At 63.7% G+C, this 16,192-nt stretch carries 15 protein-coding genes; all 15 read left to right on the top strand.

The window, feature by feature from the left end; all coding sequences use genetic code 11:
• Nucleotides 1–125: 125 nt before the first annotated feature.
• The gene (locus PMI35_RS24690) at nt 126–1,031 is read left to right on the top strand and encodes a VOC family protein (RefSeq protein WP_008056575.1); all 906 of its coding nucleotides are present in this window, start codon (nt 126–128) and stop codon (nt 1,029–1,031) included.
• On the top strand, nt 1,028–1,903 hold the full coding sequence (locus tag PMI35_RS24695) for a CoA transferase subunit A (protein ID WP_008056573.1): 876 nt from the start codon (nt 1,028–1,030) through the stop codon (nt 1,901–1,903). Before PMI35_RS24690 ends, PMI35_RS24695 begins: the two co-directional genes overlap by 4 nt.
• A gap of 11 nt (nt 1,904–1,914) precedes the next feature.
• Nucleotides 1,915–2,712 (top strand): acyl CoA--acetate/3-ketoacid CoA transferase subunit beta, encoded by a 798-nt coding sequence (locus tag PMI35_RS24700; protein WP_008056572.1) that lies wholly within the window; start codon nt 1,915–1,917, stop codon nt 2,710–2,712.
• Nucleotides 2,713–2,728: 16 nt separating this feature from the next.
• Nucleotides 2,729–3,640, top strand: coding sequence for an enoyl-CoA hydratase (locus tag PMI35_RS24705; RefSeq protein ID WP_008056570.1), 912 nt, complete (start codon nt 2,729–2,731; stop codon nt 3,638–3,640).
• A complete protein-coding gene (locus tag PMI35_RS24710) occupies nt 3,637–4,767 on the top strand; it encodes an NAD(P)H-dependent flavin oxidoreductase (protein ID WP_008056568.1) in 1,131 nt (376 codons plus the stop codon). Before PMI35_RS24705 ends, PMI35_RS24710 begins: the two co-directional genes overlap by 4 nt.
• 18 nt (nt 4,768–4,785) lie before the next feature.
• Entirely contained in the window at nt 4,786–5,538 is a 753-nt protein-coding gene (locus PMI35_RS24715) for an enoyl-CoA hydratase family protein (protein ID WP_008056567.1), read from the top strand.
• A gap of 9 nt (nt 5,539–5,547) precedes the next feature.
• Nucleotides 5,548–6,708 (top strand): acyl-CoA dehydrogenase family protein, encoded by a 1,161-nt coding sequence (locus tag PMI35_RS24720; RefSeq protein WP_008056566.1) that lies wholly within the window; start codon nt 5,548–5,550, stop codon nt 6,706–6,708.
• A gap of 9 nt (nt 6,709–6,717) precedes the next feature.
• Complete coding sequence (locus PMI35_RS24725; protein ID WP_008056565.1) at nt 6,718–7,776, top strand: acyl-CoA dehydrogenase family protein; 1,059 nt, start codon at nt 6,718–6,720, stop codon at nt 7,774–7,776.
• Nucleotides 7,777–7,779: 3 nt separating this feature from the next.
• On the top strand, nt 7,780–8,931 hold the full coding sequence (locus tag PMI35_RS24730; RefSeq protein ID WP_008056564.1) for an acetyl-CoA C-acetyltransferase: 1,152 nt from the start codon (nt 7,780–7,782) through the stop codon (nt 8,929–8,931).
• Between the two features lie 34 nt (nt 8,932–8,965).
• Nucleotides 8,966–9,844, top strand: coding sequence for an SDR family oxidoreductase (locus PMI35_RS24735; RefSeq protein WP_008056563.1), 879 nt, complete (start codon nt 8,966–8,968; stop codon nt 9,842–9,844).
• A 246-nt stretch (nt 9,845–10,090) separates the two neighbouring features.
• Nucleotides 10,091–10,876: an SDR family oxidoreductase gene (locus tag PMI35_RS24740; RefSeq protein ID WP_008056562.1), complete on the top strand. Its 786-nt coding sequence runs from the start codon at nt 10,091–10,093 to the stop codon at nt 10,874–10,876.
• Between the two features lie 10 nt (nt 10,877–10,886).
• Nucleotides 10,887–11,357 carry a MaoC family dehydratase gene (locus PMI35_RS24745; protein WP_008056561.1) on the top strand — a complete coding sequence of 157 codons (471 nt, stop codon included), beginning with the start codon at nt 10,887–10,889 and terminating at the stop codon, nt 11,355–11,357.
• A gap of 8 nt (nt 11,358–11,365) precedes the next feature.
• Nucleotides 11,366–12,574, top strand: a complete 1,209-nt coding sequence (locus tag PMI35_RS24750) for an acetyl-CoA C-acyltransferase (RefSeq protein WP_008056560.1) — start codon at nt 11,366–11,368, stop codon at nt 12,572–12,574.
• A 202-nt stretch (nt 12,575–12,776) separates the two neighbouring features.
• The gene (locus PMI35_RS24755; RefSeq protein WP_008056559.1) at nt 12,777–13,775 is read left to right on the top strand and encodes a WD40/YVTN/BNR-like repeat-containing protein; all 999 of its coding nucleotides are present in this window, start codon (nt 12,777–12,779) and stop codon (nt 13,773–13,775) included.
• Nucleotides 13,762–16,152: an efflux RND transporter permease subunit gene (locus PMI35_RS24760; protein WP_008056558.1), complete on the top strand. Its 2,391-nt coding sequence runs from the start codon at nt 13,762–13,764 to the stop codon at nt 16,150–16,152. Before PMI35_RS24755 ends, PMI35_RS24760 begins: the two co-directional genes overlap by 14 nt.
• Nucleotides 16,153–16,192 lie beyond the last annotated feature (40 nt).

Raw genomic sequence — 16,192 nt, 5'->3', positions numbered from 1 at the left:
TGTCGGGGTCACCACCTTTTTCTTTCCCCAGCAGATCAGATGCTTAGTCTCAACGGACGATGATGCAGTTGCCCCCCCTCAGCACAATGAAGACCAACAAAGGTCCAGTCATTGAGGAGCAGGGCATGATGGATATCCGGGGGTTGAGCTACTTCGTCGCTCAAATCAAAAACCTCAGTCAGTGGCAACGCTATGCCGAAGACGTGCTGGGCATGATGGTCGTGCCTGCACCCGGTGGCGGACTGTACGTGAAGATGGACGAGCGACCCTTTCGCATGCTCATCGTCGAGGGTGCCGAAGCGGGTTACCTGGCGTCTGGCTGGGAGCTGGCCAGCGAAAGCGCTTTCAACGCCGCATTACAGGCACTGGAGCAGAACGGCGTGCGCTGGCAGGCGGGCACTGCCGCCGAGGTCGAGCAGCGTGGCGTACAGGCACTGGTCAGTGTCCTTGACCCATCCGGCAACCGTCACGAGCTGAGCTGGGGGCATCGCTCCGATTGCCTGCCATTTGTCTCGCCCCAGGGTGTGCCGGGTTTCATCACCGGTGACATGGGCCTGGGGCACACGGTGCTGCCGGCCCCGGACTTCGATGCCACCCTGGCATTCGCCAAGGATGTGCTGGGGTTCGAACTGTCGGACATCTTCAACTTTCGCCCCGACCCGCTGGCGCCGCCGATCCGGATCCATTTTCTGCATTGCCGCAACAGTCGCCACCACTCGTTGGCGCTCGCGGAGTTCGCAGTCCCTTCGGGCTGTGTGCACGTGATGGTGGAAGTGGGCTCGATGACCGAAGTGGGGCGTGCCCACGACCGGCGCCTGGCCCATCAGGTGCCGCTGTCGGCCACCCTGGGCCAGCACCTCAACGATCTGATGACCTCGTTTTACATGAAGACCCCATCCGGCTTCGACCTGGAGTACGGCTACGGCGGCCTGCAAGTGAACTGGGCCGAACACTCGGCCTTCGAATTTACCCGCGTAAGCCTGTGGGGGCATGACTTTTCAGTCGGCCAACAACAAGGAGATGAGCAATGAACAAGCAAATGACGGCGGCTGACGCGGTGGCGCAACTGCGTGATGGCATGACCATCGGCTTCGGTGGTTGGGGCCCGCGGCGCAAGCCGATGGCGGTGGTTCGCGAGATCCTGCGATCCGATGTCAAGGACCTGACCGTGGTGGCCTACGGCGGACCGGAAGTGGGCATGCTCTGCGCAGCGGGCAAGGTGAAAAAGCTGGTGTTCGGCTTTGCCACTCTCGACGCCATCCCGCTGGAACCCTACTACCGCAAGGCCCGGGAAGCCGGTGGCCTGGAATTGATGGAAGTCGATGAGGGCATGTTCCAGTGGGGACTGCGTGCGGCGGCCATGCGCCTGCCATTTTTGCCGACCCGCTGTGGCCTGGCCACCGATGTCACGCGCCTCAACCCTGAGCTCAAGACCATTCAATCGCCCTATGCAGACGGCGAGGTGCTGCTGGCCATGCCGGCGCTGAACCTGGATGTCGCCTTTGTTCACGTCAACGTCGCCGACCGCTTGGGCAACACGCTGGTCACAGGCCCCGACCCGTACTTCGATCACCTGTTCGCCCGCGCTGCCGGGCAGTGTTTCGTGTCTTGCGAACAGCTGCATGAACGCCTCGAGTTGAGCACCGAACAGGCCCGTTGCAACACCTTCGAACGCTACCTGGTCAGCGGCGTGATCCATGCCCCGTTTGGCGCCCACCCGACCGCCTGCCAGCCCGAGTACGGCTGGGACCTGAGCCACCTCAAGCGTTATGCCGCCAGTGCTGGCGAGGAGGGCGGCTGGCAAGCCTACGTCGAGGAGTACGTGGCGGCGGGCGAAGTGGCTTATCTGGATAAAAACGGCGGTGCCGAACGCATGGGCTCCCTGGCCCTGCCGGTGTTCTGAGGAAGATGAAAATGTCGACTACCTGTGAATTTACCCTCGCCGAACTGATGATCGTCGCGGCCAGCGAAGCCTGGCGCGACAACGGCGAGTTGATTGCTTCGGGCCTTGGCGTGATCCCGCGCCTGGGCGCGAGCCTGGCCAAGCTCAGCCACAGTCCGCAATTGCTGATGACCGACAGCGAGGCCTACCTGGTCGAGGACCCAATCCCCCTGGGTCCGCGTGGTGATTTTGTGCCGCGGTACTCGGGCTCGATGAACTTCGAGCGGGTGTTCGAGTGCGTCTGGGGTGGTCGTCGCCACGCCATGATTGGCCCGACCCAGATCGACCGCTGGGGCCAGAGCAACCTGTCCTGCGTGGGTGATTACCACAAGCCCAAGGCCGCCATGCTCGGTGTCCGTGGCCTGCCGGGCAACAGCATCAACCATATCAACTCGTTCTTCGTTCCCAACCATAACACCCGGGTGTTCGTCAGCGGTGAAGTGGACATGGTCTCCGGCGTCGGCTTCAAGGCCGAGCGCTGGCCGCAAGGGGTACGCCGCGACCTGATGGACATTCGCCTGATCGTCACCGACCTGTGCGTGATGGATTTCGACGGCCCGGACCGTGCCGTGCAGGTGCGCAGCCTGCACCCGGGCGTGAGCTTCGAACAGGTGCAGGAATGCACCGGCTTCCCGTTGCTCAAGTCGTCGGCGCTCAAGGAAACCGTGCACCCGACTCCCGAGCAGTTGGCACTGATCCGTCGACTCGATCCCCACGATTACCGCAGCTCGGCGATCAAGGGCAACCCGGCCGGCATTCGCGCGGCTTAACGCGAGGGACACGAGCATGAACAGCCCTGACAGTGAATTCGTCCAGCGTGAAGACCATTCGGTCTACGAAACGCAGGAGCCGGTGTTGTACGCCGTGGCGGAGGGTATCGCCACGCTGACCATGAACCGGCCAGGCTTCAACAATGCGCAGAACTCGCAGATGACCTATGCGCTGGACGCGGCGTTGCGCCAGGCGGTCAACGATGATGCGGTCAAGGTCATTGTGCTGCGTGGGGCCGGCAAGCACTTTTCCGCCGGCCATGACATCGGCACGCCGGGACGGGACATCAACAAACCGTTCGAGCGCGCGCACCTCTGGTGGGACCACACCAATAAGCCTGGCGGCGAGCAGCTCTATGCCCGCGAGCAGGAGGTGTACCTGGGCATGTGCCGGCGCTGGCGCGAATTGCCCAAACCGACCATTGCCATGGTCCAGGGTGCCTGTGTCGCCGGGGGGCTGATGCTGGCCTGGGTCTGCGACCTGATCGTGGCCAGCGACGATGCTTTTTTCCAGGACCCGGTGGTGCGCATGGGCATTCCGGGGGTGGAGTATTTTGCCCATCCCTATGAGCTCAACCCGCGCATCGCCAAGGAGTTTCTGTTCACCGGTGATCGCATGAGCGCCGAGCGCGCTTACCAGATGGGCATGGTCAATCGGGTATTGCCTCGCGAGGCGCTGGAGCAGGCTACCTACGCGCTGGCGGCCAACATTGCCCGTCAACCGCGCATGGGCCTGGCCCTGACCAAGCAGGCGATCAATCATGTTGAAGACCTGCAGGGCAAGCGCACGGCCATGGACGCCGCCTTTGCCTGGCACCATTTCGCCCATGCGCACAACGAGTTGCTGTCGGGTGACAAACTCGGCGGCTTCGACGCCAAGGCCATGGCCCAGGCGAACAAAGCTGCCGCCAGCGGAGAGCAGGCATGAGCCGCTGGATGAGCACGCCGCTGACCGAAGCCCTGGGGTGCCGCTATCCGATTGTGCAAACTGCCATGGGCTGGGTCGCTGACGCCAACCTGGTGATCGCCACGACCCGGGCTGGCGGTTTCGGTTTTCTCGCCGGTGCAACCATTGCTGGCGATGTCCTGGAGGGCGAAATCCAGAAGGTGATAGCCGCCACCGGTGGCAGCAATTTTGGCCTGAACTTCCACATGTTCCAGGAGAACGCCGGGCAGTGCGTCGACCTCGCGATTCGCTACCGCTTGCGCGCAGTGAGTTATGGCCGAGGCCCGGACAAACAGACCATTGCCCGGTTCAAGGCGGCCGGGGTGCTGTGCATCCCGACGGTGGGGGCGCTCAAGCATGCCCTCAAGGCCGTGGAACTGGGCGCGGACATGATCACCATCCAGGGCGGTGAGGGCGGCGGGCACACCGGTGGTGTGCCGAGTTCGATCCTCCTGCCTCAAGTACTGGATGCGGTGTCGGTGCCGGTGATTGCCGCCGGGGGTTACTCCACCGGACGGGGCCTGGCCGCAGCGCTGGCCGCCGGAGCCTGTGGCATTGCCATGGGCACAAGGTTCCTCATGACCCGTGACTCGCCGACACCTGCAGCCACCCTGGTGCATTACCTCAAGGTCAGCGACCCGCAGCGGGTCCGGGTGACCACTGCGGTCGACGGCATGCGCCACCGCATGATCGACAACCCGTTCATCAACCGCCTGGAGCAGGCCGGGTCACTCGGTCGCCTGCGCATCGCCTTGCGCAGCGCCTGGAAATGGAAACAGCAAACCGGCATGAGCCTTGGGCATTTGTTCGCAGTGCTACGCCAGGCCCTCAAGGAAGACCCCGGTGCGGTGTCGCAAACGGTCATGGCCGCCAACCAGCCGGTGTTGCTGCAGCGCTCGATGATCGACGGCGTGCCGGACGAGGGGATTCTGCCCAGCGGCCAGGTCGCCGCCGCCATCGGTGAGCTGAAGACCTGCCAGCAGGTGATCGAGGAAATTGCCGGGCAAGCCGAACGCTGCCTGGATGCCCTGATGGCCCGACAACACGAACAAACGCCTGCGCGGGCGCAGGAAAACTGCAGCCCATCTTCAATCGAGCAGGCCCGCTGAGCACTGGAGAAGACAACCATGAGTCAAGCATTTACTACACAGATCGACGCGGGCATTGCCGAATTGGTGCTTGCCAAACCGCCAGTCAACGCCCTGGACAGCCAGGAATGGATGGAGCTGGCCGAGGAGGTCCAGGCGCTGGGTGCCAATCCTCAAGTCCGGGTGATCGTCATTCGCGCTGAGGGCCGCGGCTTTTGCGCCGGTGTCGACATCAAGGAACTGGACGCCCACCCCGATCGGATCATCGCGGTCAACGCCGGCAACTACGCGGCGTTCAAGGCAGTGCACCGCACCCCGGTACCGGTGATCGTCGCCGTGCATGGCTTTGTTCTGGGTGGTGGCATCGGCATCACCGGTGCCGCCGACATTGTCGTGGCCTCCGAGTGCGCCACCTTCGCCTTGCCTGAAGTGGATCGCGGGGCCATGGGAGGCGGTGCGCACCTGCAGCGATTGTTCCCGGTGCAGAAGGTCCGTTACCTGTTCTTCACCGGCGACAAGATCGGCGCCGCCGAGGCTGCGCAGTACGGTTTTATCGAGCGCGTGGTGCCCAGGGAACAGTTGCGCGAAACAGCGCTGGAAATCGCGGCCAAGATCGCCGCCAAGAGCCCGGCGATGATCCGGATTGCCAAAGAAGCCCTCAACGGTATCGAAGACGGCAACCTGGAAGACAAGTACCGCTGGGAGCAGGGCTTCACCCTGCAGGCCTACACCAGTCCGGATTCTGCCGAAACCCGCCGCGCCTTCGTCGAAAAACGCGACGCGAAGTTCTGAGAGGCTGCCATGGAACTAGCTTATACCCCGAAACAAAAGGCCTTTCGCCAGGAAGTCCGCGAGTGGCTGGCGGCCAATCAGCCAACGGCACCCTTGGCCAACTACGACACCCGTGAAGGCTTCGAGCAACACCGTGCCTGGGAAGCGAAGCTGTTCGAGCAACGCCTGTCGATGGTCATGTGGCCCAAGGAGTACGGGGGCCGGGATTGTGACCTGATCGAGTGGCTGATTTTCGAAGAGGAATACTACGGCGCCGATGCGCCGATGCGCATCAACCAGAACGGCCAGCTGCTGCTCGGGCCGACCCTGATGGAGTTCGGCACCGAGGCGCAGAAACAGCGCTTCTTGCCGCGCATGGCCTCGAGTGTAGACATGTGGGCCCAGGGCTGGTCGGAACCGAATGCCGGCTCCGATATGGCAGCGATCACCAGCAAGGCCATCCGCGATGGCGACCACTATGTGCTCAACGGACAAAAAACCTGGTCCAGCCGCGCCTTGTTTGCCGATTGGCTGTTTGGCCTGTTTCGCAGTGACCCGGCCTCGACCCGGCACAACGGCCTGTCGTTCGTAATGGTGCCGCTCGATGCCCCGGGGGTGACCATTCGCCCGATCCGGGCCCTGAACGGCAAGAACACCTTCGCTGAGGTGTTCTTCGACGATGTGCGGGTGCCGGTGGAAAACTGCATTGGTGCCGAAGGCCAGGGCTGGCATGTGGCAATGGCCACTGCAGGTTTTGAGCGCGGCTTGCTGTTGCGCTCGCCGGCTCGCTTCCAGGCCACGGCGCGCAAGCTGGTGCAGCTGTACCACGCCCACCGCGAGAGCGCCGATCGCGACCCGGGCATTCGTGAGGCAGTGGTCGATGCCTGGCTGGGCGCCGAAGGGTATGCGCTGTCGTCCTATCACACCGTCGGGCGCTTGAGTCAGGGGGCGCAGATTGGTGCCGAGTCGAGCATCAACAAGATTATCTGGTCGGAACTCGACCTGAAGATGCATGACACCGCCATGCGCATCCTCGCCTCCCGCGGCGAATTGTTGAACAGCGCACCGCAGTCGCCGGGCGGTGGCTGGCTCGACGGTTTCCTGTTCGCCCAGGCCGGGCCGATCTACGCCGGCACCAACGAAATCCAGCGCAACATCATCGCCGAGCGGATGCTCGGCCTGCCGAAATAGGAGCCGGCCATGGACTTTACCTTTACCGATGACCAGTTCACCTTTCGTGAAGCCATCAGCCGTTTCCTGATGACCGAGGCGGCCCCCGAGATGCTGCGCGAAATCTGGGAAACCGACGCCGGGCGCTCGGCAGAGTTGCGCGGCAAGATTGCCGAGCAGGGCCTGACAGCCTTGTCGGTGCCCGAGCAGTTCGGCGGCCTGGGCATGGACGATGTGGCCTGGTCGTTGATGACCCAGGAACTGGGTTACTACGCCATCCCCGACTCGCTGGCCGATACCGCTTATGTGATTACCGGCCTGCTCAATGGCCTGCCGGCGGACAACCCGCTCAAGGCCAGCCTGCTGCCACGCATCGCCGATGGCAGCGTGCGCATGGCGATCGGGCACCCGATCAACCCGCTGGTGCCCGATGCGGACATGGCCGAGTGGCTGATCCTGGCCCATGGCGATGAAGTGCATGCGGTGCCACGCTCGCAGGTCGATGTGCAGGCCAACGCCAGTATCGACGCGTCCCGTCGCCTGGGCCAGGTGAGCTGGCAGCCTGGCCCCGAGACCCTGCTGGTCGGTGGAGAGCAAGGCCGTGCCTTGTGGGCCCAGACCCTGAATCGTGGCGCCTTGTCGGTGGCCGGCCAACTGTTGGGGCTGGCCCAGCGGATCCTTGACCTGTCGGTGGACTACGTGGCCCAGCGCAAGCAATTCGGCAAGCCAATCGGCAGTTTCCAGGCGGTCAAGCATCACCTGGCCGATATCGCCAGCAAGATCGAGTTCGCCAAGCCGGTGCTCTATCGCGCGGCCCACGCCCTGGCCAAGGGTGAGCGGGGCGCCGACGTCTACGTCTCGCAAGCCCGGCTCGCTTGCTGCGACGCCAGCTGGCTGGCGGCGCGCCATGGCATCCAGGTCCATGGCGCCATGGGTTACACCTGGGAAGTCGACCTGCAAATGTTCATGAAACGTGCCTGGGCGCTGGACCCGTCCTGGGGCGACCGCGCCACCCACAAATCCCGCGTCGCCGCCTATGTGCTCAGCGACGAAGCCCGGCTTGGACCGGGCGCCACCTTCGAGGACTGAGCCATGCCCCAAGCGTATATAGTCGATGCCCTGCGCAGCCCCACGGGCAAGCGCAAGGGTAGCCTGGCCCATGTGCATGCCATCGACCTGGGTGCCCATGTATTGAAGGCGCTGGTTGAACGCAACGCGATTCCCGCCGAAGACTATGACGACGTGATCTTCGGTTGTGTCGATGCCATCGGTTCGCAAGCGGGCGACATTGCCCGCACCAGCTGGCTGGCCGCGGGCCTGCCGCTGAATGTTCCGGGCACTACCGTTGACCGTCAGTGCGGTTCGTCCCAGCAGGCGTTGCACTTTGCCGCCCAGGCGGTGATGAGTGGCATGCAGGACGTGGTGGCGGTGGGCGGCGTGCAGACCATGACCCAGATCCCGATCTCGTCGGCGATGCTCGCGGGTCAGCCCCTGGGGTTCAGCGACCCGTTTTCCGGCAGCAAGGGCTGGCAGGCACGTTTTGGCAACCAGCCGGTCAACCAGTTCTACGCCGCCCAGCGCATCGCCGATCACTGGCAGATCAGCCGCGCGGACATGGAAGGGTTCGCCCTGGAAAGCCATCGACGCGCCCTCGCGGCCGCCGAGGCCGGTTATTTCGCCAGTGAGATCGTGGCCTGTGAAGGCCTGGCCTTTGATGAAACACCGCGGGTCAGCAGCCTGGAAAAGATGGCCAGCCTGGAGCCGGTGAGCCCGCAGTTTCCGTCGATCACCGCGGCAGTGTCGAGCCAGACCTGCGATGCCTCGGCAGCGTTGCTGGTGGTCTCGGAAGCGGCACTCAAACGCTACGGGCTGACGCCCAGGGCGCGTATCCATCACTTGTCGGTACTGGGTGATGATCCGATCTGGCACCTCACCGCACCGATTGCGGCCACCCGTGCGGCGCTGAAGAAAGCCGGCATGGGCATGGCGGACATCGACCTGGTGGAGATCAACGAGGCCTTTGCCTCGGTGGTCATGGCCTGGGCCAAGGAGCTCGATTACGATCCGGCCCGTACCAACGTCAATGGCGGCGCCATCGCCCTCGGCCATCCGCTGGGTGCGACCGGTGCGCGATTGATGACCACGCTGCTGCACTCGCTTGAACGCACGGGGGGGCGCTACGGCCTGCAAACCATGTGCGAAGGCGGTGGCCAGGCCAACGTCAGCATTATCGAACGGCTCTGAAGCCGCCCCACACTCAGGAACAGGAAAACACTCCATGGGAATCTGTGCAGGTCGTACCGTGATCATCACCGGTGCCGGAGGCGGGCTCGGCCGCGCCTATGCGCTGGCCTTCGCTGCCGAAGGCGCCAACGTCGTGGTCAATGATATTCGGCGCGAGGCGGCCGAAGCCGTGGTCGACGAGATTTGCTCGAACGGTGGCCAGGCGATCGCCAGCGATGGCGATATCACCACCCTGAGCAGCGCCCAGGGCATCGTCGACGCCGCGCTCGCGGCCTTCGGCGAAGTCCATGTGCTGGTCAACAATGCCGGGGTCCTGCGTGACCGGATGTTCATCAGCCTCTCGGAAGAGGACTGGGACATGGTGATGCGCGTGCACCTGAAGGGGCATTACTGCCTGGCCAATATTCTCGGGCGGCGCTGGCGTGACCTGGCCAAGGCCGGTACACCGGTGGCCGCGCGCATTATCAATACCAGTTCCGGGGCCGGCCTGCAGGGCTCGATCGGGCAATCGAACTACTCGGCGGCCAAGGGTGGCATCGCATCCCTGACCCTGGTGCAGGCGGCGGAACTGCGGCGCTATGGCGTTACGGCCAACGCATTGGCCCCGGCGGCGCGCACGGCGATGACCGAAAGCGCCATGCCGGATATGGTCAAGAAACCCGAAGACGACAGCTTCGATGCCTGGGCGGCGGAGAACGTCGCCCCTCTGGTGGTGTGGCTGGGCAGCGAAGCGTCCGGGCATGTCAGCGGCCAGTTGTTCGAAAGCCAGGGTGGGCGAATCTCCCTCGGCGACGGTTGGCGCACGGGCGTTACCCGCGACAAGGGTGCGCGCTGGCAGGTAGCGGAAGTGGGCGCGGCAGTCGATGCGATCCTTGACGAAGCGCCCAAGGCCCAGAAGGTCTGGGGCAGTTGAGTCCGTCCTCCGTGTAGGCGCGAGCCTGCTTGCGATAGACGTCAACGATAACGCGACCTGTCTGAATGATCGTGTTGTCTGGGCGTTTTTCGCGAGCAGGCTCGCTTCCACATTCGAAATGCATTCCCTTGTAGACCCCCGCCAATACTCACCCCACCCACCCCACCCCGTCCGTTTTGACGATGTGCCCGCTCCCGGCGGCCTTTATACCTGTCGACATCGTGTTTTCTGTCAGAGGTATAGATCGTGAAACAAGCCCCTCCCTATGTTCTTGGCCACCAGTTGCTGGCTGGCAAATCCGTTCTCATCACTGCCGCCGCTGGCGCAGGCATCGGTTACGCCGCGGCCCGGCGCTGTGCCGAGGAAGGCTGCCGCGCCCTGATGATTTCCGATGTGCATCCCCGGCGCCTGGAGCAGGCGGTCGAGCAGCTCAAGGCCGACACCGGCTTGCAGGCGGTGTACGGCCAGTTGTGCAACGTCACCGTCGAGGCCGAGGTGCAGGCGCTGGTCGCCGCCGCCGAGCAGGCCCTTGGCGGTGTCGATGTGCTGATCAACAACGCCGGCCTCGGTGGTTCGAAGCGGGTGACCGAGATGAGCGATGAGGAATGGCTGCGGGTCATCGATGTGACGCTCACCGGCACCTTCCGCATGACCCGCGCGATGTTGCCGCACATGGAACGTCGCGGTACGGGCGCCATCGTCAACAACGCCTCGGTGCTCGGCTGGCGTGCGCAGAAGGAACAGGCGCACTACGCCGCCGCCAAGGCCGGGGTCATGGCCCTGACTCGTTGCAGCGCACTGGAAGCTGCCGAAAGCGGGGTGCGCATCAACGCGGTGTCGCCTTCGATTGCCTTGCATGAATTTCTCAAAAAGGCCTCCAGCGAAGAAATGCTGGCGAAGCTGGCCGACCGTGAAGCCTTCGGCCGTGCCGCCGAAGTCTGGGAGGTCGCCAACGTGATGATTTTCCTGGCCAGCGACTACGCCTCCTACATGGTCGGCGAAGTGCTGTCGGTCAGTTCGCAACAGGCTTGAGGACATCCCCATGAGCACCCGATTCAGCAGTGCCGAGCAAATGCTCAAGGCCCAGGGCCTGGACCTGGGCGTCACCGACTGGCTGCAGTTGACCCAGGAGCGGGTCAACCTGTTCGCCGATGCGACCGGCGACCAACAGTGGATACACGTCGATCCCGAGCGCGCCGCCAACGGGCCGTTCGGGGCATGCATCGCCCATGGCTACCTGACCCTGGCGCTGGCCAACCTGTTCATGCCGCAGCTCATGAGCATCGACAACATGGCCATGGGGGTCAACTACGGCACCGACCGCGTGCGCTTTCCCGCCGCGGTGAAAGTCGGCGCGCGGGTGCGCGGCCGAGGCCAGGTGACCAGCGCCGAGATGATCGGCAGCGCCGTGCAGCTGGTGGTGCGCATCAGCGTTGAAATCGAGGGCGCCGAGCGCCCCGGCTGCGTGGTCGACACCATCAGTCGCTACACCTTCAATCCCATTACCGAGTGAGCCTTTGCATGGACAAGAATGACGTTGTAATCGTTGCCACCGCGCGTACCGCGCTGGCCAAATCCTTCCGCGGCTCGTTCAACGACACCGAAGCCCCGGTGCTCGGCGGCCATGTGGTGCGGGCCGTGGTGGAACGTGCCGGTATCGATCCGGGTTCGGTGGACGATGTGATCATGGGCGCAGCCGTGCAGCAGGGCACCCAGGGCTACAACATCGGCAGGCTCTGCGCCTACACCGGCGGGTTGCCGGACAGTGTGCCGGGCATGGCCCTGGATCGCATGTGTGCCTCCGGCCTGATGAGTATCGGCATGGCGGCGAAGAACATCCTGGCCGGTGAAATGAGCATTGCCATCGCCGGCGGCGTCGAGTCGCTGTCGCTGACCCAGAACAAACACAAGAACACCTACCGCAATCAGTCGGAGGCGGTGCTGGCACGTATGCCCAGCGCCTACATTCCGATGATCGAAACCGCCGAGATTGTCTCGCAGCGCTACGGTATCAGCCGTGCCGCCCAGGACGATTATGCGCTGCAAAGCCAGCAACGCACGGCGGCTGCCCAGCGTGATGGTTTGTTCGATGGCGAAATTGTGCCGTTGCAGGCGCGCAAGCAGCTGTTCGACAAGGAAGGTCAGCCAGAGGGCCATGAACAGGTGCTGGCCGATCGCGATGAATGCAACCGGCCATCGACCCGACGCGAAGACCTGGCCGCCCTGAAACCGGTCTGGAAGCACGGTCAATGGGTCGTGCAGGGTGAGTTCATTACCGCCGGCAACGCCTCGCAGTTTTCCGATGGCGCCTCGGCCAGCTTGCTGATGAGCCGCGGGCAAGCGGCGGCGCTGGGCCTGCAGCCGCTGGGCATCTACCGAGGCATCGCCGTGGCCGGCTGCGCGCCGGAGGAGATGGGTATCGGCCCGGTGGTCGCGGTGCCCAAGCTGCTCAAGCGCTTTGGCCTGAGCGTGGCTGATATCGGTCTGTGGGAAATCAACGAAGCCTTTGCCTGCCAGGTGCTGCATTGCCGCGACGCCCTGGGCATTCCTCCGGAGCGCCTGAACGTCAATGGCGGGGCCATTTCCATCGGTCACCCGTTCGGCATGTCCGGTGCGCGCATGGTCGGTCACGCCCTGCTTGAAGGGCGTCGCCGCGGCGCGCGCTATGTGGTCGTGGCCATGTGCATTGGCGGCGGCATGGGCGCGGCGGGCCTGTTCGAACTTCCTTGATCACGGATTGGGTCGTTCGGCACCGGGGTAGGCCATTTGGACGATGCCCCGGGAGCCGGGCAGGACGACTATCTACACACCTCAGTCAAGAGCGGTTGCAAGCGCCGCACCTCGTGGGTGCGGTGATTCACTTCTACAAGAATAAGAGGGTGGGCTGTATGTCTATTGTCGAGCGCCTGGATGTTGCTGCAAGGAGTCGCCCATGCGCCAGTTGATCGCTTACCTGGTGTGCATTGCGGTTGCCGCAATCGTCACGCTGGCGTTTACCCCGCGTGAGGGCGCGAGCGTCGGCGAAACGGCGCTGAACACCGACCGCATGCAAATCAATGGCCTGCTCAACCTGGGCAAGCGCCAGGTGGCGGTGGGCGAACGCGGCACCATTTTGATCAGCGATGACCGCGGCCATGCCTGGCGGCAGGCCAGTGTCGAGCCGCGCCGGCAGATTTCCCTCACCGCCATTACCGCATTGAGCGCCGGGCAACTGATTGCCGTTGGCCAGGATGGCTTGATCCTGCGTTCCTCCGACGAGGGCAGCAGCTGGCATGAGGTTCGCTACGAGCCCGAAGCCGGTGAGCCATTGCTGGGCGTTTGGGCGGCTGGCGGTGACCAGGTCTTTGTGTTCGGCAGCTACGGCAAGTTCTACCAGTCCGACGATGCCGGGCAGAGCTGGCAAGTGCTGGCGCTGGAAGTCGATCGCTCTCACCTCAATGCCATGGATGGCGGCAGTGATGGCCGTCGCATGCTGGTCGGCGAGCAGGGCCTGGTCCTGCGCAGTGCCGATAACGGCCAGCACTGGCAACAGTTGCCGACGTTCTACAACGGCTCGCTGTTTGGCGTGGTCCGCCTGAGTTCCCAGCGTTGGGTGACCTACGGTATGCGCGGTCATGTCTTCGTCACCGATGACTTCGGCGAGCAATGGCAGGCCATCAAGGTCGGCAACACGCAACCGCTCTATGGTCATGTGCTGCTACCGGACAACGGCGGGGTACTGATTGTCGGCGCGGGCAGTTCGATGGTGCGCCTCGATGGCCAGGGCCACCTGCTCGGCACCAGCCGGCAACCCGGGCTTGGGACCTTGACCTCAGCTGTTGTGGTGGAGGGCGACCAGGTGCTGGTGGCCGGTGAACGTGGTGTGTATCAGGGCAGCGGCAACAGCGTTGCCGTGCTGGGCAAAGGGGAGCAGCGTCATGAAACACGGTAAATCCTGGGTCGACCGCATGGTCGAGCGCTGTGCCGACCTGTTGCTTGGGCAACGCAAACTGCTGCTGTCGGTGTTTGTGCTGCTGACCCTGGGCCTGGGGTACAGCGCCACGCACACCCAGCTCGATCCTGGCTTCAACAAGCAGATCCCGGTAAGGCATGAGTACATGCTCAACTTCCTCGGTTTCAGTCAGTATTTCACCGGGGCCAACCGTTTTCTGGTCAGTGTGAAATGGAAAGGCGAAGGGGATATCTATAACCCGCAGTTCCTCGACACGCTGCGTAAGGTCACTGACGATGTGTTCTTCATCAACGGGGTCAGCCGCGCCAGCGTCACCTCGTTGTTTACCGCCAATGTGCGCTACATCGAAATCACCGAAGAAGGCTTTTTCGGCGATGTAGTCGTGCCGCCACGCTTTACCGGAACTGCCGAGGACCTGGCCCAGGTGCGCAGCAACGCCGCCCGCTCCGGGCAGGTCGGACGGCTGGTGGCTAACGACCTGAAGTCGGCCATGGTGCGTGCCGACCTGCAGGACGTCGACCCGCAGACCGGCAAGGCGGTCAGTTATGTGGACGTGTCCCGGAGCCTGGAAGACATCCGCGCCAAATACGCCAGCGACCAGGTGGAAATCAACATCGTCGGCTTCGCCAAGCTGGTGGGCGATGTGGTCGAAGGCCTGATGACAGTGATCGGTTTTTTTGTCGTCGCCTTCCTGATCACCGGCCTGCTGCTGTGGATCTACTCGCGGTCGCTGCGCCTGACCGTGGTGGCCTTGCTGGTGGCCTTGCTACCGGTGGTCTGGCTCCTGGGACTGCTGCCGCTGATGGGCCTGGGCATCGACCCGATGTCGATTCTGGTGCCGTTCCTGATCTTCTCCATCGGCGTCTCGCACGCCGTGCAGATGACCAATGCCTGGAAGCAGGAAGTCCTGGCCGGAAAGGACTCGGTGCAGGCGGCGCGCCTGGCTTTCTGCAACATCTTCATTCCCGGTTCCCTGGCGCTGCTGATGAATGCCCTGGGTTTTGCCGTGATCATGCTGATCGACATCCCGATCGTGCATGAACTGGGCGTGACCGCCTGCATCGGTGTGATGCTGATGATCATCACCAACAAGATGATGTTGCCGATCATCATTTCCCATTTGCGCCTCGAGCGTAGCGTGCTGGCCAAGGGGCGCGTCCAGCAGCAGGGCAGGCACCCGCTGTGGTGGCGGCTGTCGGCACTGGCCGAGCCGCGTCCGGCGCTGGCGGTGCTGGTGCTCAGCCTGATGTTGCTCGGCGTCGCGGTGCTCAAGGCGCGGCAGCTGGAAGTCGGTGACATCGGTGCCGGTGCGCCGGAGTTGCGCGCCGAGTCGCGTTACAACCAGGACAACGCGAAGATTGTCGGCAGCTATTCCATCGGCCTCGATGTGCTGGCGGTGTTCGTCGAGGCCCAGGGCCTGGAAGAGGCCTGTCTGTCGCCGACGGTGATGCGTGCCGTCGAGGCCTTCGACTTCAAGATGCGCAGCGTCACGGGGGTGCAGTCGGTGCAGAGTGTGGCCGGTTTTGGCAAGACGGTGATTGCTGGCAACAACGAAGGCAACCCTCGCTGGGCGGCCATTCCGGGCTCGTCCCGGGGACTGAGCCAGGGTGCCCGGGCCTATATGCCCGATGACGGCCTGGTGACCGATGGCTGCCAGCAGATGCAGATCCTGGTGTTCCTCTCCGATCACGATGGCGCGACGGTGTCCCATGTGGTCAAGGAGGCCAAGCGGATCATCGACCAGGTCCAGGTCCCGGAAATCAAGTTCCTCCTGGGCGGTGGCAACGTGGGGGTGATGGCGGCGTCCAATGACGCGGTCAAGCGCGCCGAGGTGCTGATGCTGGTGGCGTTGTTCGGCTCGGTGCTGCTGTTTTGCTGGCTGACGTTTAGCTCATTGCGCGCGGTGCTGTGCATCCTGGTTCCGCTGGCCATTGTTGCGGTGCTGTGCAACGCGCTGATGGCCATGCTCGGCATCGGCCTGAAGGTGGCGACACTGCCGGTGATGGCGCTCGGGGTCGGAGTAGGGGTGGACTACGGGATTTACCTCTATGAACGGATCCAGCATGAAATGGCCGACGGCGCCGACCTGCGTAATGCGTTCTACCGGGCCATGTGCCAGCGCGGAACGGCGGCGGTTTTCACCGCCCTGACCATGTCGATCGGGGTCTGCACCTGGGCCTTTGCGCCGCTGAAGTTTCAGGCCGACATGGGGGTATTGCTATCGTTCATGTTTCTGGTCAATGTGCTTGGGGCGATTTTCCTGCTACCGGCGCTGGCCGCCTGGTTCAATCAGGGCAAGCCATTGGTGGCGGCCAGAACAGGCCGCGCGCCGAATGCGCAAGCGTTCGAATCATAACAATAAAAACGGGCATGGCCTGAGCTGTGTCCCGCGAGGA

The sequence above is a fragment of the Pseudomonas sp. GM78 genome (assembly GCF_000282475.1).
Classification (GTDB): Bacteria; Pseudomonadota; Gammaproteobacteria; order Pseudomonadales; family Pseudomonadaceae; genus Aquipseudomonas.
This window is presented reverse-complemented; position numbering and strand designations above follow the sequence as displayed.